This is a genomic window from Thalassovita mediterranea, from assembly GCA_019448215.1.
Lineage (GTDB): Bacteria > Pseudomonadota > Alphaproteobacteria > Caulobacterales > Hyphomonadaceae > Henriciella.
Genome location: CP080408.1, coordinates 946,895 through 961,392 on the forward strand (window position 1 = coordinate 946,895; position 14,498 = coordinate 961,392).

The 14,498-nt window shown below is 61.1% G+C and carries 20 protein-coding genes; 3 read left to right on the forward strand and 17 right to left on the reverse strand.

The genetic code is table 11. The annotated features are described in order from the left end of the window. Window positions 1-51: 51 nt before the first annotated feature. Both KUV46_04560 and KUV46_04565 read left to right on the forward strand, forming a co-directional pair. Complete coding sequence (locus tag KUV46_04560) at window positions 52-306, forward strand: hypothetical protein (GenBank protein QYJ01670.1); 255 nt, start codon at window positions 52-54, stop codon at window positions 304-306. Between the two features lie 41 nt (window positions 307-347). Then, window positions 348-767: a hypothetical protein gene (locus KUV46_04565; GenBank protein ID QYJ01671.1), complete on the forward strand. Its 420-nt coding sequence runs from the start codon at window positions 348-350 to the stop codon at window positions 765-767. 6 nt (window positions 768-773) lie between these two features. Here KUV46_04565 and sugE read toward each other — a convergent pair whose 3' ends face one another. From sugE to KUV46_04615, 10 genes are all read right to left on the reverse strand, one after another. After that, the gene (gene sugE / locus KUV46_04570; GenBank protein ID QYJ01672.1) at window positions 774-1,094 is read right to left on the reverse strand and encodes a quaternary ammonium compound efflux SMR transporter SugE; all 321 of its coding nucleotides are present in this window, start codon (window positions 1,092-1,094) and stop codon (window positions 774-776) included. A 144-nt stretch (window positions 1,095-1,238) separates the two neighbouring features. After that, window positions 1,239-2,201: an acetyl-CoA carboxylase carboxyltransferase subunit alpha gene (locus tag KUV46_04575; protein ID QYJ01673.1), complete on the reverse strand. Its 963-nt coding sequence runs from the start codon at window positions 2,199-2,201 to the stop codon at window positions 1,239-1,241. 33 nt (window positions 2,202-2,234) lie between these two features. Next, on the reverse strand, window positions 2,235-2,783 hold the full coding sequence (locus tag KUV46_04580; GenBank protein ID QYJ01674.1) for a GNAT family N-acetyltransferase: 549 nt from the start codon (window positions 2,781-2,783) through the stop codon (window positions 2,235-2,237). After that, on the reverse strand, window positions 2,780-3,199 hold the full coding sequence (locus KUV46_04585; protein ID QYJ01675.1) for a nuclear transport factor 2 family protein: 420 nt from the start codon (window positions 3,197-3,199) through the stop codon (window positions 2,780-2,782). Before KUV46_04585 ends, KUV46_04580 begins: the two co-directional genes overlap by 4 nt. Window positions 3,200-3,223: 24 nt before the next feature. After that, a complete protein-coding gene (locus tag KUV46_04590; GenBank protein ID QYJ01676.1) occupies window positions 3,224-3,661 on the reverse strand; it encodes a hypothetical protein in 438 nt (145 codons plus the stop codon). A 36-nt stretch (window positions 3,662-3,697) separates the two neighbouring features. Further along, window positions 3,698-4,261, reverse strand: coding sequence for an energy transducer TonB (locus KUV46_04595; protein QYJ01677.1), 564 nt, complete (start codon window positions 4,259-4,261; stop codon window positions 3,698-3,700). Between the two features lie 94 nt (window positions 4,262-4,355). Continuing rightward, complete coding sequence (locus KUV46_04600) at window positions 4,356-4,904, reverse strand: energy transducer TonB (protein ID QYJ01678.1); 549 nt, start codon at window positions 4,902-4,904, stop codon at window positions 4,356-4,358. Window positions 4,905-4,944: 40 nt separating this feature from the next. Further along, window positions 4,945-6,003, reverse strand: a complete 1,059-nt coding sequence (locus KUV46_04605) for a CoA ester lyase (GenBank protein ID QYJ01679.1) — start codon at window positions 6,001-6,003, stop codon at window positions 4,945-4,947. An 87-nt stretch (window positions 6,004-6,090) separates the two neighbouring features. Next, window positions 6,091-6,612, reverse strand: coding sequence for a hypothetical protein (locus KUV46_04610; protein QYJ01680.1), 522 nt, complete (start codon window positions 6,610-6,612; stop codon window positions 6,091-6,093). 56 nt (window positions 6,613-6,668) lie between these two features. After that, window positions 6,669-7,244, reverse strand: coding sequence for a hypothetical protein (locus tag KUV46_04615; GenBank protein ID QYJ01681.1), 576 nt, complete (start codon window positions 7,242-7,244; stop codon window positions 6,669-6,671). Window positions 7,245-7,383: 139 nt separating this feature from the next. Here KUV46_04615 and KUV46_04620 point away from each other — a divergent pair, with 139 nt between their 5' ends. Beyond that, the gene (locus tag KUV46_04620; GenBank protein ID QYJ01682.1) at window positions 7,384-8,346 is read left to right on the forward strand and encodes a polysaccharide deacetylase family protein; all 963 of its coding nucleotides are present in this window, start codon (window positions 7,384-7,386) and stop codon (window positions 8,344-8,346) included. Window positions 8,347-8,374: 28 nt separating this feature from the next. Here the strand turns inward: KUV46_04620 and KUV46_04625 are convergent, their stop codons facing one another. The 7 genes from KUV46_04625 to KUV46_04655 all read right to left on the reverse strand — a co-directional run bounded on the left by KUV46_04625 (window position 8,375) and on the right by KUV46_04655 (window position 14,474). After that, the gene (locus KUV46_04625; protein QYJ01683.1) at window positions 8,375-8,608 is read right to left on the reverse strand and encodes a hypothetical protein; all 234 of its coding nucleotides are present in this window, start codon (window positions 8,606-8,608) and stop codon (window positions 8,375-8,377) included. Window positions 8,609-8,715: 107 nt separating this feature from the next. Continuing rightward, the gene (locus KUV46_04630; GenBank protein ID QYJ01684.1) at window positions 8,716-9,324 is read right to left on the reverse strand and encodes a YceI family protein; all 609 of its coding nucleotides are present in this window, start codon (window positions 9,322-9,324) and stop codon (window positions 8,716-8,718) included. A 109-nt stretch (window positions 9,325-9,433) separates the two neighbouring features. Next, window positions 9,434-10,078 carry a 2OG-Fe(II) oxygenase family protein gene (locus KUV46_04635; GenBank protein ID QYJ01685.1) on the reverse strand — a complete coding sequence of 215 codons (645 nt, stop codon included), beginning with the start codon at window positions 10,076-10,078 and terminating at the stop codon, window positions 9,434-9,436. Window positions 10,079-10,206: 128 nt separating this feature from the next. Next, a complete protein-coding gene (locus KUV46_04640; protein ID QYJ01686.1) occupies window positions 10,207-11,118 on the reverse strand; it encodes a tyrosine recombinase in 912 nt (303 codons plus the stop codon). Window positions 11,119-11,266: 148 nt separating this feature from the next. Continuing rightward, window positions 11,267-13,009 carry an alanine:cation symporter family protein gene (locus KUV46_04645; GenBank protein ID QYJ01687.1) on the reverse strand — a complete coding sequence of 581 codons (1,743 nt, stop codon included), beginning with the start codon at window positions 13,007-13,009 and terminating at the stop codon, window positions 11,267-11,269. 130 nt (window positions 13,010-13,139) lie between these two features. Beyond that, window positions 13,140-13,598, reverse strand: coding sequence for a hypothetical protein (locus KUV46_04650; GenBank protein ID QYJ01688.1), 459 nt, complete (start codon window positions 13,596-13,598; stop codon window positions 13,140-13,142). 144 nt (window positions 13,599-13,742) lie between these two features. Further along, on the reverse strand, window positions 13,743-14,474 hold the full coding sequence (locus KUV46_04655; GenBank protein ID QYJ01689.1) for a glycosyltransferase family 2 protein: 732 nt from the start codon (window positions 14,472-14,474) through the stop codon (window positions 13,743-13,745). Window positions 14,475-14,498 lie beyond the last annotated feature (24 nt).

The window sequence follows — 14,498 nt, forward strand, 5'->3', positions numbered from 1 at the left end:
TTTCCTGGCTAGCCCTTGCCAAGACTTAAAACAGCGCGCAGGCTCCGTCCCATGAAGCCTCGTATGGGTCAGGGAACGGGACGTGCCTCAACGCCTTACAGCGCTGGCACCGACATGGGCGAGACGCACACGATCGGCGCGACTAGTATCGACAGGGACGAAGAACTCCAGCGCGTCGAGGCCGCATTAAAGCGCCTTGATCGCGGGCAGTTCGGCCATTGCCTCTATTGCGGCGACCGGATCGACCTTGAGCGCTTACAGCATGACCCCGCCGTCGAAAGCTGCGATACATGCGAGGAAGACTAGGCCCGCCTCCTTCAGGCAGACTTTAATCAGGATAGAACATCATGACAGCTAACTGCCTCTGCGGCTCGGTCAGCGTGACCATCGACGCAAAGCCGGACTTCATCTTCGACTGCAATTGCAGCCTCTGCCGCAAGACGGGCAGCGCCTGGGGCTATTTCAAGCCTGAAGCGGTGACTACCGACGGCGAGACCGTCGGATATGCGCGCAGCGACAAGACGCTCGCCGCCGTAGACGTTCATTCCTGCAAATGCTGCGGGGCGACAACGCACTGGGTCCGCACCGACGCCTTCAGGGACACGCACAAGGTCAACGACATGGTGGGCGTCAACATGCGCCTCTTCGACCCTGACCTTCTGGACGGCGTGCCGGTCCAGTTCCCGGACGGAAAAAACTGGACCGGTGAAGGCGCTTTCGGCTTCAGGCGCGACGGCTTCACGATAGGGCACGACGCCCGCTGGTAAGCCGGACTAACTCGCTGCCGAGAGGCGCATCAGAACCAGCCCCGACAGGATCAGGACTGCTGCGGCGATGCGCATGGGGCTGATGCTTTCGCCCAGAAAGACGATGCCAAGGACAAAGGCGCCGACCGCGCCAATACCGGTCCAGACCGTATAGGCTGTGCCCAGCGGCAGGACGCGCATCGACCATGACAGCAGCGCAAAGCTGCCAATCATCGCCGTCAGGGTAATGACGCTCGGCCAGAGCCGGGTGAAACCGGCTGACTGTTTCATGAAATAGGCCCAGACAACCTCAAGCAGTCCGGCCACGAAAAGAATGATCCACGCCATCGCATGACCTCATCAGAAAAGCGCCGGGCCGTCCCGGACTTTTCTCCCATGAGGGCGAGGACGTGGCCTGCCTTTTCTTACACTGACGCCCGTATGGTGAGCGAAGTCGAACCATAAGGGCTTAAGGACGCTTACCTCTGAAGCCTAGTTCAGACCCTCGCGCCCAATCGCATAGAAGCGCTCGCGGCGCTGGCGCTTCAATTCGGCTGGGGACAGGCCTTCAAGTTCGCTGAGCGCCTTCTCGATGGCCTTGCCCGCCTGGCTGACGGCGCGCTGCGGGTCGCGATGGGCACCGCCAATCGGCTCCTTCACGACATCGTCGATGACTTTCAGCTTCAGAAGGTCTTCGGAGGTGATCTTCATCGCTTCGGCCGCATCGCGCGCCTTGGCGGAGTCGCGGTAAAGGATCGAGGCGCAGCCTTCTGGCGAGATCACAGAATAGATGGAGTGCTCCATCATCAGGACGCGATTGGCCGCTGCGATGGCAATCGCGCCGCCGGAGCCGCCTTCACCAATGATCAGCGACACCATCGGCACGGTCAACGTCAGGCAACGCTCGGTCGAACGTGCAATCGCTTCAGCCTGTCCGCGCTCCTCGCCGGCCTTGCCCGGGAATGCGCCAGCCGTATCCACGAAGGACAGGACAGGCAGGTTGAACTTGTCGGCCAGATCCATCAGGCGTACGGCCTTACGGTAGCCTTCAGGGTGCGCCATGCCGAAATTGTGGCGCAGGCGGCTTTCGGTGTTGCGGCCTTTCTCATGGCCCATGACCACGACGCTCTGGCCCCGGAAGGTCGCAAGGCCGCCAATCACTGCTTCGTCATTGCCGAACACGCGGTCGCCGGCCAGTTCCTGGAAGTCTTCGAAAAGCTGCTCGATATAGTCGCTGAAATGCGGGCGTTCCGGATGGCGGGCAACCTGCGTCTTGCGCCACGGCGTCAGCGAGGAATACGTGTCCTTCAGCTGCTTGGCAGCCTTGTCCTTGAGCTTCTTCAGCTCGTCGGAAATCGACGGGCCTTCACCCTGCTGGGACACCGCTTCCAGCTCGGCAATCTTTGTCTCGAGCTCTGCGATCGGCTTTTCAAAATCGAGATAGGTCGTTGGCATAATGATGAACCTAGTGCTGCTTTTGGGCGATTCCTAGGCGCTCTGCCCGCCCTTGGCACGCTCAAAATACATCACATCCTCTTCGTTGAAGCGCACCGTGCCGTGCTGGACGTAGCCAATCTTCTCCGCAATCCGGATCGAAGGCGCGTTTTCAGCGTCGATGATGCAGCAACATTTTTCGTGTTCGGTCTCGTTGTCCAGCCAGTCGTGAATGGCTTTAACGGCCTCGCTCGCATAGCCCTGCCCGAACCTGTCGGGAGAGATCACCCAGCCGCATTCCGGCACGCCCCAGAAGCCCGGCTCGGTGTCGCGGTGAAAATCGGCAAAGCCAACCTCGCCGACAAACGCTCCGCCCTTGCGCTCCTCGACCAGCCAGTAGCCATAACCCAGGACCTCCCAGAGCCCGCGATTGCGCAGGACATTCCTGTTCCAGACGTCATGTGGGGAGCGGGCCGTACCGCCAATAAAACGGATCGTTTCGGGATGGCTCCAATGGGCGGCAAGCGCGTCGAAATCGGACGCTTCATGCGCGCGCAATTTCAGCCGCTCGGTCAGGATGACCGGCACGGGCCGCCCGCTCATGCGCGTTTCGCCTTCATGCTTTCCAGCATGGCCTTCATCGACGCATGTACCGTCTCGATGGCCTTAAGTGGGCGCACCATGACCTTGAAGTCAGTGATGAGGCCCGCATCATCCCATTCGATCATGTCGATCCCATTGACGTGAACGCCGTCCATCTCGGTCTCGAACTCCAGCACGGCCTTATCGCCGCAATCGAAGATGCGGACATAGCGAAAGCTGTCATTGCCGAGCGTTTCACCTGCCGCGCCAAGATACATCATTGTGATCGGCTTGCCGCGCTGGGGCGTGTGGACGATCGGGCTCTGGAACACGACATCGTCATGCAGGATCGCATCGAGCGCAGCGGCGTCATGGTCGCCGTGAAAATAGTCCATCCAGCGCTGCAGATTGTCTGAATACCCTGTCGTCGCCGCCATGCGCGTCCCCTCATCTCTTTGTGTCTATTGGACCCCGACCGGTCGCCCAATCAGGAATTCCGAATAGTCGTCGAAACAATAGCCCCGGCGCAAGACCCAGCTTGAGGGAACGCCCGGATCGACAAAGATCATCTGGATACGCCCCCAGGTCTGGCGCGGCGTATTCGTCTCAGGATCGGTAATCGCAAAGTCGCAGGCAGGCGCACCCGACCCGTCCGGCTCAACCCAGAGGCCATAGAAGACGCCGCGATTGGTCCGGTTTCCAGCCAGCTGCGGGATGAAAGCCACCCCGCGCTGCTCGCTATTGGCGATCGGGAAGGTCAGCACCGCTTCACCGCGCGCGGTCTCATGGTCATAGACCACCGTCCCGATCTCGGTCTGCCAGACCTCGCGCTGCTGCGCGTCGGCAACCCCGCTGCCCAAGAAAAGCGCCGCCAGAACGGCCACCACGGAGAATTTCATGCTCTGCTCCCGGGCAGCCAGTCGCTCGCGCTGCCTCTACTCATTCAGACAATAGGTGACCGGATAGACGACATTGACCAGCCGCACTGAGCGACCGCCCTCGCGCGGCGGGTCAAAGCGAAGGCCCGTCGCAGCCTGATACGTTGGCGCGTTAAACTGGGGCGCAGAGCACGCTGTCAGAATGTTCTGCGGCGTCCCCGCCGGGCTCACATCCATCAGGATCTCGCAGCGCCCTTCCTGGCCGGCATTACGCGCGCTGACCGGATAGACCGGCTGCGGCGGCGTGATCGGCTGGACACCCGTGCCCACGACAGCATCCGGCTCAGACACGCCGCCAAGAAGCTCATCGCCGCCACCGCCCGAACTCATGGTTGGCACCTGCGAAAGCCGCGCCTGCCAGCCATCGGGATATCGCAACTCCACAACTGGCGCCCCCGCATGACCGCAAGCCGCGATCTGCCCGGGTTGGACGCCCATAGCCTCCCCGACAGGCGCATTCACGCCGCGCTGGTCGATTGGCGCAGGCGGATAGGGGTCAACCGCGCAGGCAGACAACCCCGCAAGCATGAGGGCACCCGGCAGGGCATGTGAAAGTCTCATCGATTTGGTCTTTCAGAGTTGGAGGCCAGAGTTGCAGAGAAGAAAAGCGCGCCCGGGCCAGCCCTTTTGGCCACCCCGGACAGGTACAACGCGCCTAGCCGTCTGCCGGCCCCTCCAGGCAGTAATTCATCGGCAGCAGGATATCCGCCGTCTCCGCACTCGCCTCACCATCTGCAGGCTCGAACTCAAGCGCCTCGAGCACTTCGGTCGCCGAAGCTGCAAATTGCGGCAGCGTGCAGCTTGCGAGCACGTCTTCGGTCTCGCCGGCGGCGTTCACGCTGAAAATCGTCTGGCAGCTGCCCTCAACCCCAAGCGCATTGAACAGTGGCGGGTATTCCGGCGCGAGCGGACCGGTCGGCACCGGCATGACGACATCGCCGCCAACCGGATTGGCGCTCGCCGCGCGCTCTTCCCAGCCTTCAGGCATCAGCATCTGGACACTGGAGGTGCCGCCGCAGACCTCGATGTCACGATGCGGGGCGAGGACTTCCAGCTGCTCACTCGTCAACGGTTCAAGCAGGCGCTCATTCAGCGCGTCGACCGTTTCCGGGTTGAAACCATGATAGTCCATCTGCGCAGCGGCAGTGCCTGAAAGCGCGGCTGAAGCGGCTGTAAATGCGAGGATTTTTGTAAGTTTGGTCAAAGGGTGGTCTCCTTGATTGCTCTTGGATACACCCCCCAACCTAGTCCGCCGCGTAGGCTTTGGCCAATTCCGGGTCCTTTTCCGACACCAGATCAGCCAGATCAGAGATGACCTTGGCCTGTTTCCAGGTCGCGTCATCCTGCATCTTGCCGTCCAGCATCGCGACGCCTGTGCCGTCCGGCATCGCCTCGAGAATCCGGCGCGCAAACTTCACTTCATCGGGTGCCGGGCTGAAGACGCGCTTGGCGATTTCGATCTGGCTCGGATGCAGGCTCCACGTGCCCGAACAGCCGAGCAGGAAGGCATTGCGGAATTGCTGCTCACACGCCTCGCTATCGGCGATGTCACCGAATGGACCGTAGAACGCATTGATCCCGGCCATGCGGCAGGCATCGACCATGCGCGCAATCGTATAGTGCCACGGGTCCTGCTGCGCGCTTTCACGCTTGGAGCCGTCCTCATTCGGATCATCCACGACGCGGTAATAAGGGTGACCACCGCCGACGCGGGTCGTCTTCATCTTGCGGTCTGCGGCAAGGTCCGCTGGCCCAAGCGAAATGCCCTGCATGCGCGGAGACGCAAGCGCGATCTCCTCGACCAGCGCCATGCCCTGCGCGGTCTCGAGGATCGCATGGAACAGGATAGGCCGCTTCAGCCCTGCCTTGGCTTCCAGCTGCGCCACATACTGGTCGGCGAAATGGATATCCCATGGCCCTTCGACCTTGGGCAGCATGATGACATCGAGCTGCTCACCGGCCTCAAGCACGAGGCGCGAAACGTCTTCCTGAAACCATGGCGAGTTCAGCGGATTGACCCGGCTCCAGAAGCCTGTGCCCTTACCCTGCCAGTCGACCATCTTGCCCATCTCGATGGCGCCGTCGCGGGCGGCATCCTTGGCATCGGCCGGAATGGCGTCCTCAAGATTGGCCAGAACCACATCAGCCTGATCGGCCATTTGCGGCACCTTGGCGCGCACCTTTTCAAGGTGCGGCGGGACGAAATGGATCATCCGCTCCAGACGGACCGGAAGCTCCCGCATCGGGTCCGGCGCGCCGATCGCGAGCGGCTTGAAAAAGTTTCGCGGTGTTTTCTGGCTCATCCTCATCCTCCTGTTGCGGCGCAACATATCCCTCGCTGCCGGTGCGTCAATTCAGTCCGGCAAAATGCTTTGGTTCTGCAGCGCTTTTCAGTCTGGTTTGGCCATACGAACGAAGGCATAGGCGTTGCGCCTGAACGACGCTTCACCGCTATCCAGCGCGACCATCTTCTTCATCTCGAAGACTTTCGGCGAGAGCGTATACGTGACCTCGCACTGGGCCGGGCGCCCGTCATCCTCGCAGTCTGACGCGGTCACAATCGTGACCTCATCACCGGTCTTCGTCCGCGACATCACCGTTTCGCTGTTCAGTGTGCGTCCTTCATCGGATGCGATCAGCATGGACCTGTCATAGGCCGAAGGCTCATCTGGATATTTCAGCTCCAGCCGAATTCCCTCGTCCAGCTGGTCAGCCTCCAGCGTTGCCGGAATACTCACATCCTCGTGCGGCGAGCTGTAATCACGATAGGTGAGACTGCCCGTCCAGCTGCCTTCAAGCAAGGCAAGGTCGCCCGGCTGCACTGCTGGCAGCTCAGGCGCTTCCTCGCGCCAAGGCATCTGCGTGCAGGCCGCAAGCGCGCCTGCGGCCACCAAGCCGATAATCGTCCGCATTCATTCCCCCAATTCGGTATCGTGTGCGCGGGGCGCGTGTGCCCGCATGGAAAAGCCTAGCCAGCCGCATCCCGCTGAAAGCTGTACTGGTGGCCAAAGCGCTGTTCTTCCTCACCGGCCAGTCGATAGGCCTTGGCAATGGAAAACTCGGTTTCGGAAATGTCGTAGAGGTATTCGCAGGTCGCAATATAGCGCCCCTCGATACATTCCTGACGGGTCAGCAGGGTCAGCATGTCGCCAGTCTGCTCACGCCGCAGCACCATCTCATCATTGATCCAGTCGCCGTCCTCGGAGATCTCCAGAGGCGCGCTGCCATCGCCCTGCGGCGAACCGGGGAAGGAAAAGTCCAGCGTCAGCGTCTGCCCCTCGCGGCTGACCTCAAGCTCTACATCGGCGGTGCCCTGCCCGCTTTCAGCGTTCGGGTCGGCATAGACGAGATTACCCGTCCAGCCATCGCCCAGTATCGGCTCGAAATCCTCAATGGAGACGCTGGCCGTCTGCCCCGGTGCGTCGACGCGCGCAGGGCTTTCCTCTGGTGCAGGTGGCGCAGGAGGCGGCGGTGTTTCACCCGCATCATTGCCGCATCCCGCCACGACAAAGGCGAGGCCTAAAAGGATGGAAGGAAATCTCATGGGGCCTGTCCTCATATCTGTCTGGCGACAATGCACCCGTCGCCGGGCACGAGGTCAATGGCATTTGACTGAATCCTGCGAACGCCGTCCAATCGGTCAGGTAACTTCGCCCTTTTGATTCCGGCACTTAAAGGAAACCATGATGCTCCGTTACATCTGGCTCGCCGCCGCACTTGCCTGTCTCGCCGGCGCGCCGATCACCGCGCAGGAAGCTGCGCCCTCTTTGCCGGATACAGAGCGGCGCATTGCCATCACCATAGACGATGCGCCGCTTGGACCGGGTGCGAAGGGCGACTGGGACAGGGCCGCCTCATTGATTGAAGGCCTGAACACCGCTGGCGTGCAGGCCGTCTTCTTCGTCACCACTGATGGGTTCGAAGAGCTTGAAGACGGCAAGGCGCGCGTCGAGCGCTATGCGGATGCTGGCCACCTCATCGCCAATCACACACACTCCCACCCGTGGCTATATCAGGTGGAGGCGGATGCCTTCCTGTCTGACATCGACCGCGCCGAAGCCCACCTTGAAGGGCTGGAAAGCCGACGTCCGTGGTTTCGCTATCCATTCCTGGATCAGGGACGACGCGACACCGAAAAGCGCCAGTCTGTCTGGGATGGCCTCGACGCGCGCGGGCTGGGCGACGGTTACGTCACGGTCGACACCTATGACTGGCACCTCGACCGCCAGTGGCAGAAGGCCATCGCAGAAGGCACCATCGTCGATGAGGCTGTTCTTTCAGCGGTCTACGCTGCGATGATTGTCGACGCCGCAGAGCACGCCGCTTCACTGGCGGAGACCTGGCTCGATAGCCAGCCGGTACATACGCTTCTGCTGCATGAGAATGACACCGCCGCGAGCTTCCTGCCCGCCGCCATTGAGGGCTTACGCGGCGCAGGCTGGACGATTGTAACGCCGGATGAAGCCTATGCCCATCCCCTGTCCCGGCCTGCGGTCACTACCGGATTTACGGGCATGGGCCGCGTCGCCGCCCTTGCATGGGAGAAGGGCGCGCGCGGTGCAGACACGTTCGACCACTGGTCGGCGTCCGAAACAGGCATTGAAGAAAGACTGGCGAGCGAGGGCGTGTTCACAGCGGCCGACTAGCGACGCGCTGTAACTCGCCCACCTGATCCTAGCTGCGGCGCAGGTCGATCGTCTCAGCCTGGCGCTCGTATTTCAGAGCGCTGCGGAAGAACAGGCTGCTCAGATAGAGCGCGCCAATAGCCGTGATCGCCTCGACACCCCAGAAGATCGCGCCGGTAATGTGAAGCGCAAACAGGATCAGTGCGGCGAGGCCCATCAGGAAGGCCGCAGAGATTTCGAACATGAAAAGGCCGGCAACAGCGGCGCGGAAGAATGCAGCCATAGAAGAGCTCCAGACAAAACGAGGCGTCCAAAAAAGCTCGGGCGCGCCATCTATAATAGTGGCGCGCCCGGCATTGTGGAAGTTACTGTCTGGAAATTTAATGCAGCCTATTCGCTCGCATCTTCAGCGACCTTGACCAGCTCGGTCTCGATCATCAGCTGCAGCTCGTCGGAGACGGCCGGTACAGCGTAATCGACGCCCCAGTCAGAGCGCATCATCGTGCCAGTCGCTGAGAAGCCAGCCTTGTAGGTGCCGCGAGCTTCAGCCGCCTTGTTGAGCGTGACATCGAGCGTGACCGGATGCGTTTCACCCTTGAGCGTCAGGTCGCCGGTCATCGTGCCGGTCTTGCCGTCTTCGGTTTCGAACGACGTGGCAGTGAAGGTCGCGGTCGGGAAGGCTTCAACGTCAAGCAGGTCGCCGGACGACAGATGGTTCTCAAACTGTTCGTCGCCAGGCGTACCGACCCAGAAGCCGCCGCCAGCAAGATTGAAGGTCACTTCAATGCTGGAGTTTTCCGGGTTCTCCATGTCCAGCATCAGGCTGCCTTCATAGTCCGTGAATTCGATGGCCTGGCGGGAAAAGCCCATATGGTCCCAGCTCGCAACGATCGTGGTGTGATCCTTGTCGAACTCATAGGCGACAGGCTCTGCCATGGCGGCAGGGGCAGCAAGGGCAAGACCGAGGGCGGTCATCGCGAAAGTGGCGGTTCTGGTCATGAAGTATCCTTTCAGAAGGCGAGGAAATGTAATCCTGCCCAGAAAGGTGGAGCAGTGCGGGCGCGAGGCAAGCACCTGCATAACTCTTATCACGCCAGAAGATGAGCGCCTATTGCGCGCGCTCCACCACCGACAGGTTCATGCTGAACGACCGGCGCTCTCCTTCCGAGCGGAACGGGTAGACGCAGTGAAACATGTTCGAGGGAAAGATATAGAAGTCGCCCACGCGCGGCCGGATCATGAAGTTCGAGACCGAGTAGTGACTGTCGGTGCCGTGCGCGAACTGGAGATGACCATGGGTCGGGTGGTGGTCCCTGTCATCCTCTTCCCATTCCCTGTCGATGCCTTCTGGCAGGGCGAGGTACCCCACGCACGAGATCGACGCCCCGGTATGGATGTGCAGCGGGTTATAGTCGCCTGCATACTGGCGCACGAACCAGCCGCCCATAATGTTCAGCTCGAACTGTTTGGTGCGGTGTTCGTAGTCACCGAAGGCCCCGCGATGGGTCGCGCGGATATGATATTCTATAAGGGTCTGGCCCAGCGCTGCCGCCGCAAGGTCGATCAACGCCTTGTCGAAACGCAGCTCCTGGCGGACCTTGCCGACGAGGGCGCCCGAATGATCCTCAAGATCCCGGCTGATGGCACGGTTCATCTCATCGACGAAATCCGGCGTCATACGGGTGAAGCCCATCAGGGGACCAAACGGCGTGAAGAATTCCTTCTCCGCCTGCGGCGTGAAGATCGCACTCATACAAAGACGCCTCTCAGCGTTGATGCACAGGCGACCCTGAAAGCCTGTTGGCACTATACCCTGCGGACGGTTTTGATTTGGGTCCAGCAAAAGGTCAATTATTGAAAGATTACAGTTTGGATAGCTGTCTATCCGGCCAACGGATGGGCCGTTTCAAGAAGCTCGGCGAGCTCGTCGGTCAGGACGTGCGTGTAGATTTCCGTGGTCGAAATGTCGGCATGGCCAAGCAGCGTCTGAACCGATCGGAGATCAGCGCCCCCCTGTAGCAGGTGGGTCGCATAGGCATGGCGCAGGGCGTGCGGATGGACTTTCGACGGCTTGATCCCGGCCTCGACGGCCAGCGCGTCCAGCATCTGGCCAAGGCGGCGGCGGGTCAGATGCCCCTCCTTGCCGCGCGACGGAAAAAGGTAGGCCGCCGCCCCGTTCGCTTTCAGCGTCTTTTTCGGCAGGCTGTCCTCGCGAACCTCCAGCCAGTCTGAAATCGCCTCCAGCGCCGGTCCGCCAAGCGGGCAGAGCCGGTCCTTACCACCCTTGCCGCGCACGATGATGTCACGTGTTTCCCAATGGCCGCCCTTCCGGCGAGGCAGATTGCCAAGCTTCAGGCTGACCAGCTCACTGACACGCAGGCCGGCGCCGTAGAGAAGCTCGAGCAGGCAGCGCATCCTGACATCCTCGCCGCACGCATCGATGAGGCGCTCCACCTCCTCGCGGCTGAGCACGTCTGGAATGTCGCGGCCCGCCTTCGGCCCTTCCTGCTTTGAGGTCGGGTCATCCTTGCGGTCGCCCTCCTCGAACAGGAACCGGAAGAAGCGGCGCATCGAGGAGAGCTTTCTCGCCTGCGTCCGCGGGGCGAGACCCTGGGCCGCAAGGGAGGACACATAGCGGGACACATCTTTTGCGTCCGCTCGCGTCAGCTTTCCGCGCATACTGTCAGAGGCATCACGGAGATCGCGCCCATAGGCATCCAGCGTATTGGGGGAGGCCCCACGCTCGGCGCTCATCATTTCGAGGAAGGCATCTATGCGGGCAGCGTCGCTCATGACCTGAATTTGCCGCCGCGATGCTTAACAGGGCGCTTAAATAGCGAAACGGGCGCCAGTCTCCCGGCGCTCGCCTCAAAAGGTCTTCAAAAAACACCGCCAGTGCACCGCCACTACATCGTGGCTGCACCGTCAAAACAGGGGCGCTCTACTCCTTTGGTGGCTCTGTCTTGTCGACCACCGGATGACCATGATCAGGGTCATCATTCATCTTGTGCATCGCCACCACGACCCCTGAGAGGGCCAGAATGGCGATAAGGTTCGGGAAGGCCATCGACGCATTCGCGATGTCCCCGAACAGCCAGAGCGCATCGGTATTGGTCACAATCGCCCCGCCAAAGACCACGATCACCCAGAAATAGCGGAAAGGGTGCGTTGCCCATTCGCCAACCAGATAGGTCACGGCCTGCTCACCATAATAGGACCAGCCGATGATGGTGGTGAAGGCGAAGAAGAAAAGCGCAATGGTTACAACCCACTCGCCGCCCGGAAGGGCTGCGCCGTAAGCCCGTGCCGTGATGCCGGACGACTCTGCGTCGGTCTCATAGACATAGCGCACCTCATTGAGGACCGTTGCATCCGTCGAGGCAGCAAGCGCCTTGTCGAAATAGGCCTGCTCTTCAGCCTCGGTCGACCCGCTTGGCAGGTCGGAGGCGAGGCTCAGGCCATTGGTGCGGCACTGCTGCAGGAAGGCCGAAGCCTCCTCGCCGCGCGCGGCAACAATCTCGGTGCGTCCTTCGGTATAGGCCGATGGGAACAGGTCCTCGACGCCCGTGCCTTCCGGCAAGGTATTGTATCCTTCCTCCACACACTGGTTCGCCGCGATCAGCGCCGGGCTGCGTGTGAAGTCACCAGACACGGTCAGGATGACCAGCGCCGTCATCGTACAGATGACGATCGTGTCGATGAACACGCCGATCATTGCGATCTCGCCCTGCTGGACCGGGTTCTTGGTCTTGGCCGCAGCATGCGCAATCGGGGCCGAACCCTGACCGGCCTCGTTGGAGAAGAGGCCGCGCGCGATACCGAAGCGCACCGCCTGCATCATGCCATAACCAGCTGCACCGCCGACCACTTCCTGCAGACCAAAGGCCGACTTGAAGATGACCGCGAAAGCATGCGGGATCTCGCTCGCATTGAGGATCAGCACGACCAGCGCACAGAGCACATAAGCGCCCGCCATGAGCGGTACGATCCGCCCGGCAACACTACCGATCGACTTGATGCCGCCAATGATGACCGCGAAGACGAGACCGGCAATGACGACGCCAATGCCCCAGTTCGGAAGCGAAAGCCCCATCGTGCCGCGGGCCGTTTCCATGGCCGTCTGCGTAATTGAGTTGGACTGGATCATTGAGCCCGTCGCCGCTGCAGAGAAGAGCGTACCGAGACAGAAGATGACGGCCAGCCAGGTCCATTTCTTACCGAGGCCGTTCTTGATGTAGTACATCGGCCCGCCATTGATGCGGCCATACTCATCGGTTTCGCGGTACTTCACGGCAAGGGAGCTCTCAGCAAAGGCGAGCGCCATACCGAGGAGCGCCGTGATCCACATCCAGAAGATCGCGCCGGGACCACCCATCGCAATCGCCGTCGCGACACCTGCAAGGTTACCAGTACCGACCTGGCCAGACAGCGCAGTCGAAAGCGCCTGCCAGGGCGTAATCGCGCCATCCTCGCCTTGTGCCTTGCGGCCCTGCCAGACTTCGGCAAGGGCAGGCACGAACCGGCGAACCGGACGGCCAGCAAGGCGGATCATGACGAACAGGCCTGTGCCCAGAAGCACAATGGCAAGCGGTCCTATCTCTCCGGGGATGACGACGGTGTCGCCCCATGTGCCGCCCCAGATAAATCCGGCGACATTCTCAATCAGCGTGACAAGCGATTCCATAAGCCCCTCCGGCTCCCTCTCAGCTCAGGCGGCGACACTAGACGTGTTTTCATCCGTGTGAAGCGCAAACGGGGCAGATTTTTCACCTGCCCCGCTCAACCTGCATGAATTTTGTCGCTTGAGATGCCGATCAGGCAAAGCCTTCGCCAACGCCGAAGTCGCGGCGCGCTGAAACGATGGTCACGATCACGCCGGCCAGAACATCGAGCAGTGTCATGCTCATGATGATGAAAAAGGTCGAGGTCGCAAAGTTCGGCATGATCAGGAATTCGATCAGGCAGACGACGAAAAGGCTCAGCGAGATTGCATGATTGAAAATAGACGACGTGCCCGTACTGGTCGATTTCAAAATCTCGATGAATAGCAATGCGATAGCAACAATCACCAGCATCTCACCATTGGTGATCGACCAGGTGACGCCCGAAATCATCGGAAAGGTAAGGAGCGAGCCGGACAGAAGCTCAAGCAGCGGCGCGGCATTGTTCACCGCATCATAGTTCACCGTCGTGCCGGAATAGGTCACCGCGATAATGTTATAGATCGCGACCGGGATCACCAGGAGAGGAAAGAAACTGAACACTGCGCGCATGGAAGACACCCCCTTTTTCAGGCTGCGCAACCAGTTACCACGCGGCCCATTAACCGTGCCTGACTAACCCGGCAGGTGCGGGCTGTTAAGCGGAATCTCGGATCAGGCGAACAGGCGGCAGCCCTCTCGCTGGGGATTGAGCGCCTAAAGCTCGTCCGCGCCGCCCGGGTTGCGGCGACGGCGGATCAGCCAGGTCACGCCTCTAAGGTCAGACAGCGCGGCCCATAGACGTCCGAAATTGGTATAGTTCGACTTACCAGCGCCGCGCGGCCTGTGGTTCACATCCATGAATTCGGCCGCATAGCCTTCTGCCTTTACCAGTGCAGGCATGTAGCGGTGCATATGGTCGAAATAGGGAAGCGAGAGGTACGCATCGCGCTTGATGACCTTGATGCCGCAACCGCTATCGTCGCAGTCATCACGCAGCATACGCCGGCGGATTGCATTGGCGAATTTCGACCCGAAGCGCTTCCAGGCGGTATCCTTTCGGCTGGCGCGGCGGCCCATCACCATGACGAGGTCGGCTGGCGCATCAGCGCGGGTGAGCGACCGGTAGAGGTCCGGCAGGTCAGCCGGGTCGTTCTGGCCGTCGCCGTCGAGCGTGCCGATCACCCGGCCACGCGCCGCGCGAACACCTGTGCGGATCGCCCGGCTCTGGCCGGAATTGGCGCGGTGGCTGAGCACGCGCAGCGTTGGGTATTGCGACTTCAGACCGGCCAGCACAGCGCGCGTATCGTCGCTGGAGGCATCGTCCACCATGATCATCTCATAGGCGCGGCCATCGAGCGCGGCAGCAATCTCTTCGATGAGACCGGCGGCATTGCCAGCCTCATTATGCATCGGGACGACGACTGAAAATTCGAGCGTTTCGGCCATGGCCTCTCGCCTTTTGCTGAAAAC

Coding starts and splice junctions, on each gene's coding strand:
- KUV46_04560 (QYJ01670.1), top strand. CDS start 52: ATGAAGCCTCGTATGGGTCAGGGAACGGGACGTGCCTCAACGCCTTAC.
- KUV46_04565 (QYJ01671.1), top strand. CDS start 348: ATGACAGCTAACTGCCTCTGCGGCTCGGTCAGCGTGACCATCGACGCA.
- sugE (QYJ01672.1), bottom strand. CDS start 1,094: ATGGCGTGGATCATTCTTTTCGTGGCCGGACTGCTTGAGGTTGTCTGG.
- KUV46_04575 (QYJ01673.1), bottom strand. CDS start 2,201: ATGCCAACGACCTATCTCGATTTTGAAAAGCCGATCGCAGAGCTCGAG.
- KUV46_04580 (QYJ01674.1), bottom strand. CDS start 2,783: ATGAGCGGGCGGCCCGTGCCGGTCATCCTGACCGAGCGGCTGAAATTG.
- KUV46_04585 (QYJ01675.1), bottom strand. CDS start 3,199: ATGGCGGCGACGACAGGGTATTCAGACAATCTGCAGCGCTGGATGGAC.
- KUV46_04590 (QYJ01676.1), bottom strand. CDS start 3,661: ATGAAATTCTCCGTGGTGGCCGTTCTGGCGGCGCTTTTCTTGGGCAGC.
- KUV46_04595 (QYJ01677.1), bottom strand. CDS start 4,261: ATGAGACTTTCACATGCCCTGCCGGGTGCCCTCATGCTTGCGGGGTTG.
- KUV46_04605 (QYJ01679.1), bottom strand. CDS start 6,003: ATGAGCCAGAAAACACCGCGAAACTTTTTCAAGCCGCTCGCGATCGGC.
- KUV46_04610 (QYJ01680.1), bottom strand. CDS start 6,612: ATGCGGACGATTATCGGCTTGGTGGCCGCAGGCGCGCTTGCGGCCTGC.
- KUV46_04615 (QYJ01681.1), bottom strand. CDS start 7,244: ATGAGATTTCCTTCCATCCTTTTAGGCCTCGCCTTTGTCGTGGCGGGA.
- KUV46_04620 (QYJ01682.1), top strand. CDS start 7,384: ATGATGCTCCGTTACATCTGGCTCGCCGCCGCACTTGCCTGTCTCGCC.
- KUV46_04625 (QYJ01683.1), bottom strand. CDS start 8,608: ATGGCTGCATTCTTCCGCGCCGCTGTTGCCGGCCTTTTCATGTTCGAA.
- KUV46_04630 (QYJ01684.1), bottom strand. CDS start 9,324: ATGACCAGAACCGCCACTTTCGCGATGACCGCCCTCGGTCTTGCCCTT.
- KUV46_04635 (QYJ01685.1), bottom strand. CDS start 10,078: ATGAGTGCGATCTTCACGCCGCAGGCGGAGAAGGAATTCTTCACGCCG.
- KUV46_04640 (QYJ01686.1), bottom strand. CDS start 11,118: ATGAGCGACGCTGCCCGCATAGATGCCTTCCTCGAAATGATGAGCGCC.
- KUV46_04645 (QYJ01687.1), bottom strand. CDS start 13,009: ATGGAATCGCTTGTCACGCTGATTGAGAATGTCGCCGGATTTATCTGG.
- KUV46_04650 (QYJ01688.1), bottom strand. CDS start 13,598: ATGCGCGCAGTGTTCAGTTTCTTTCCTCTCCTGGTGATCCCGGTCGCG.
- KUV46_04655 (QYJ01689.1), bottom strand. CDS start 14,474: ATGGCCGAAACGCTCGAATTTTCAGTCGTCGTCCCGATGCATAATGAG.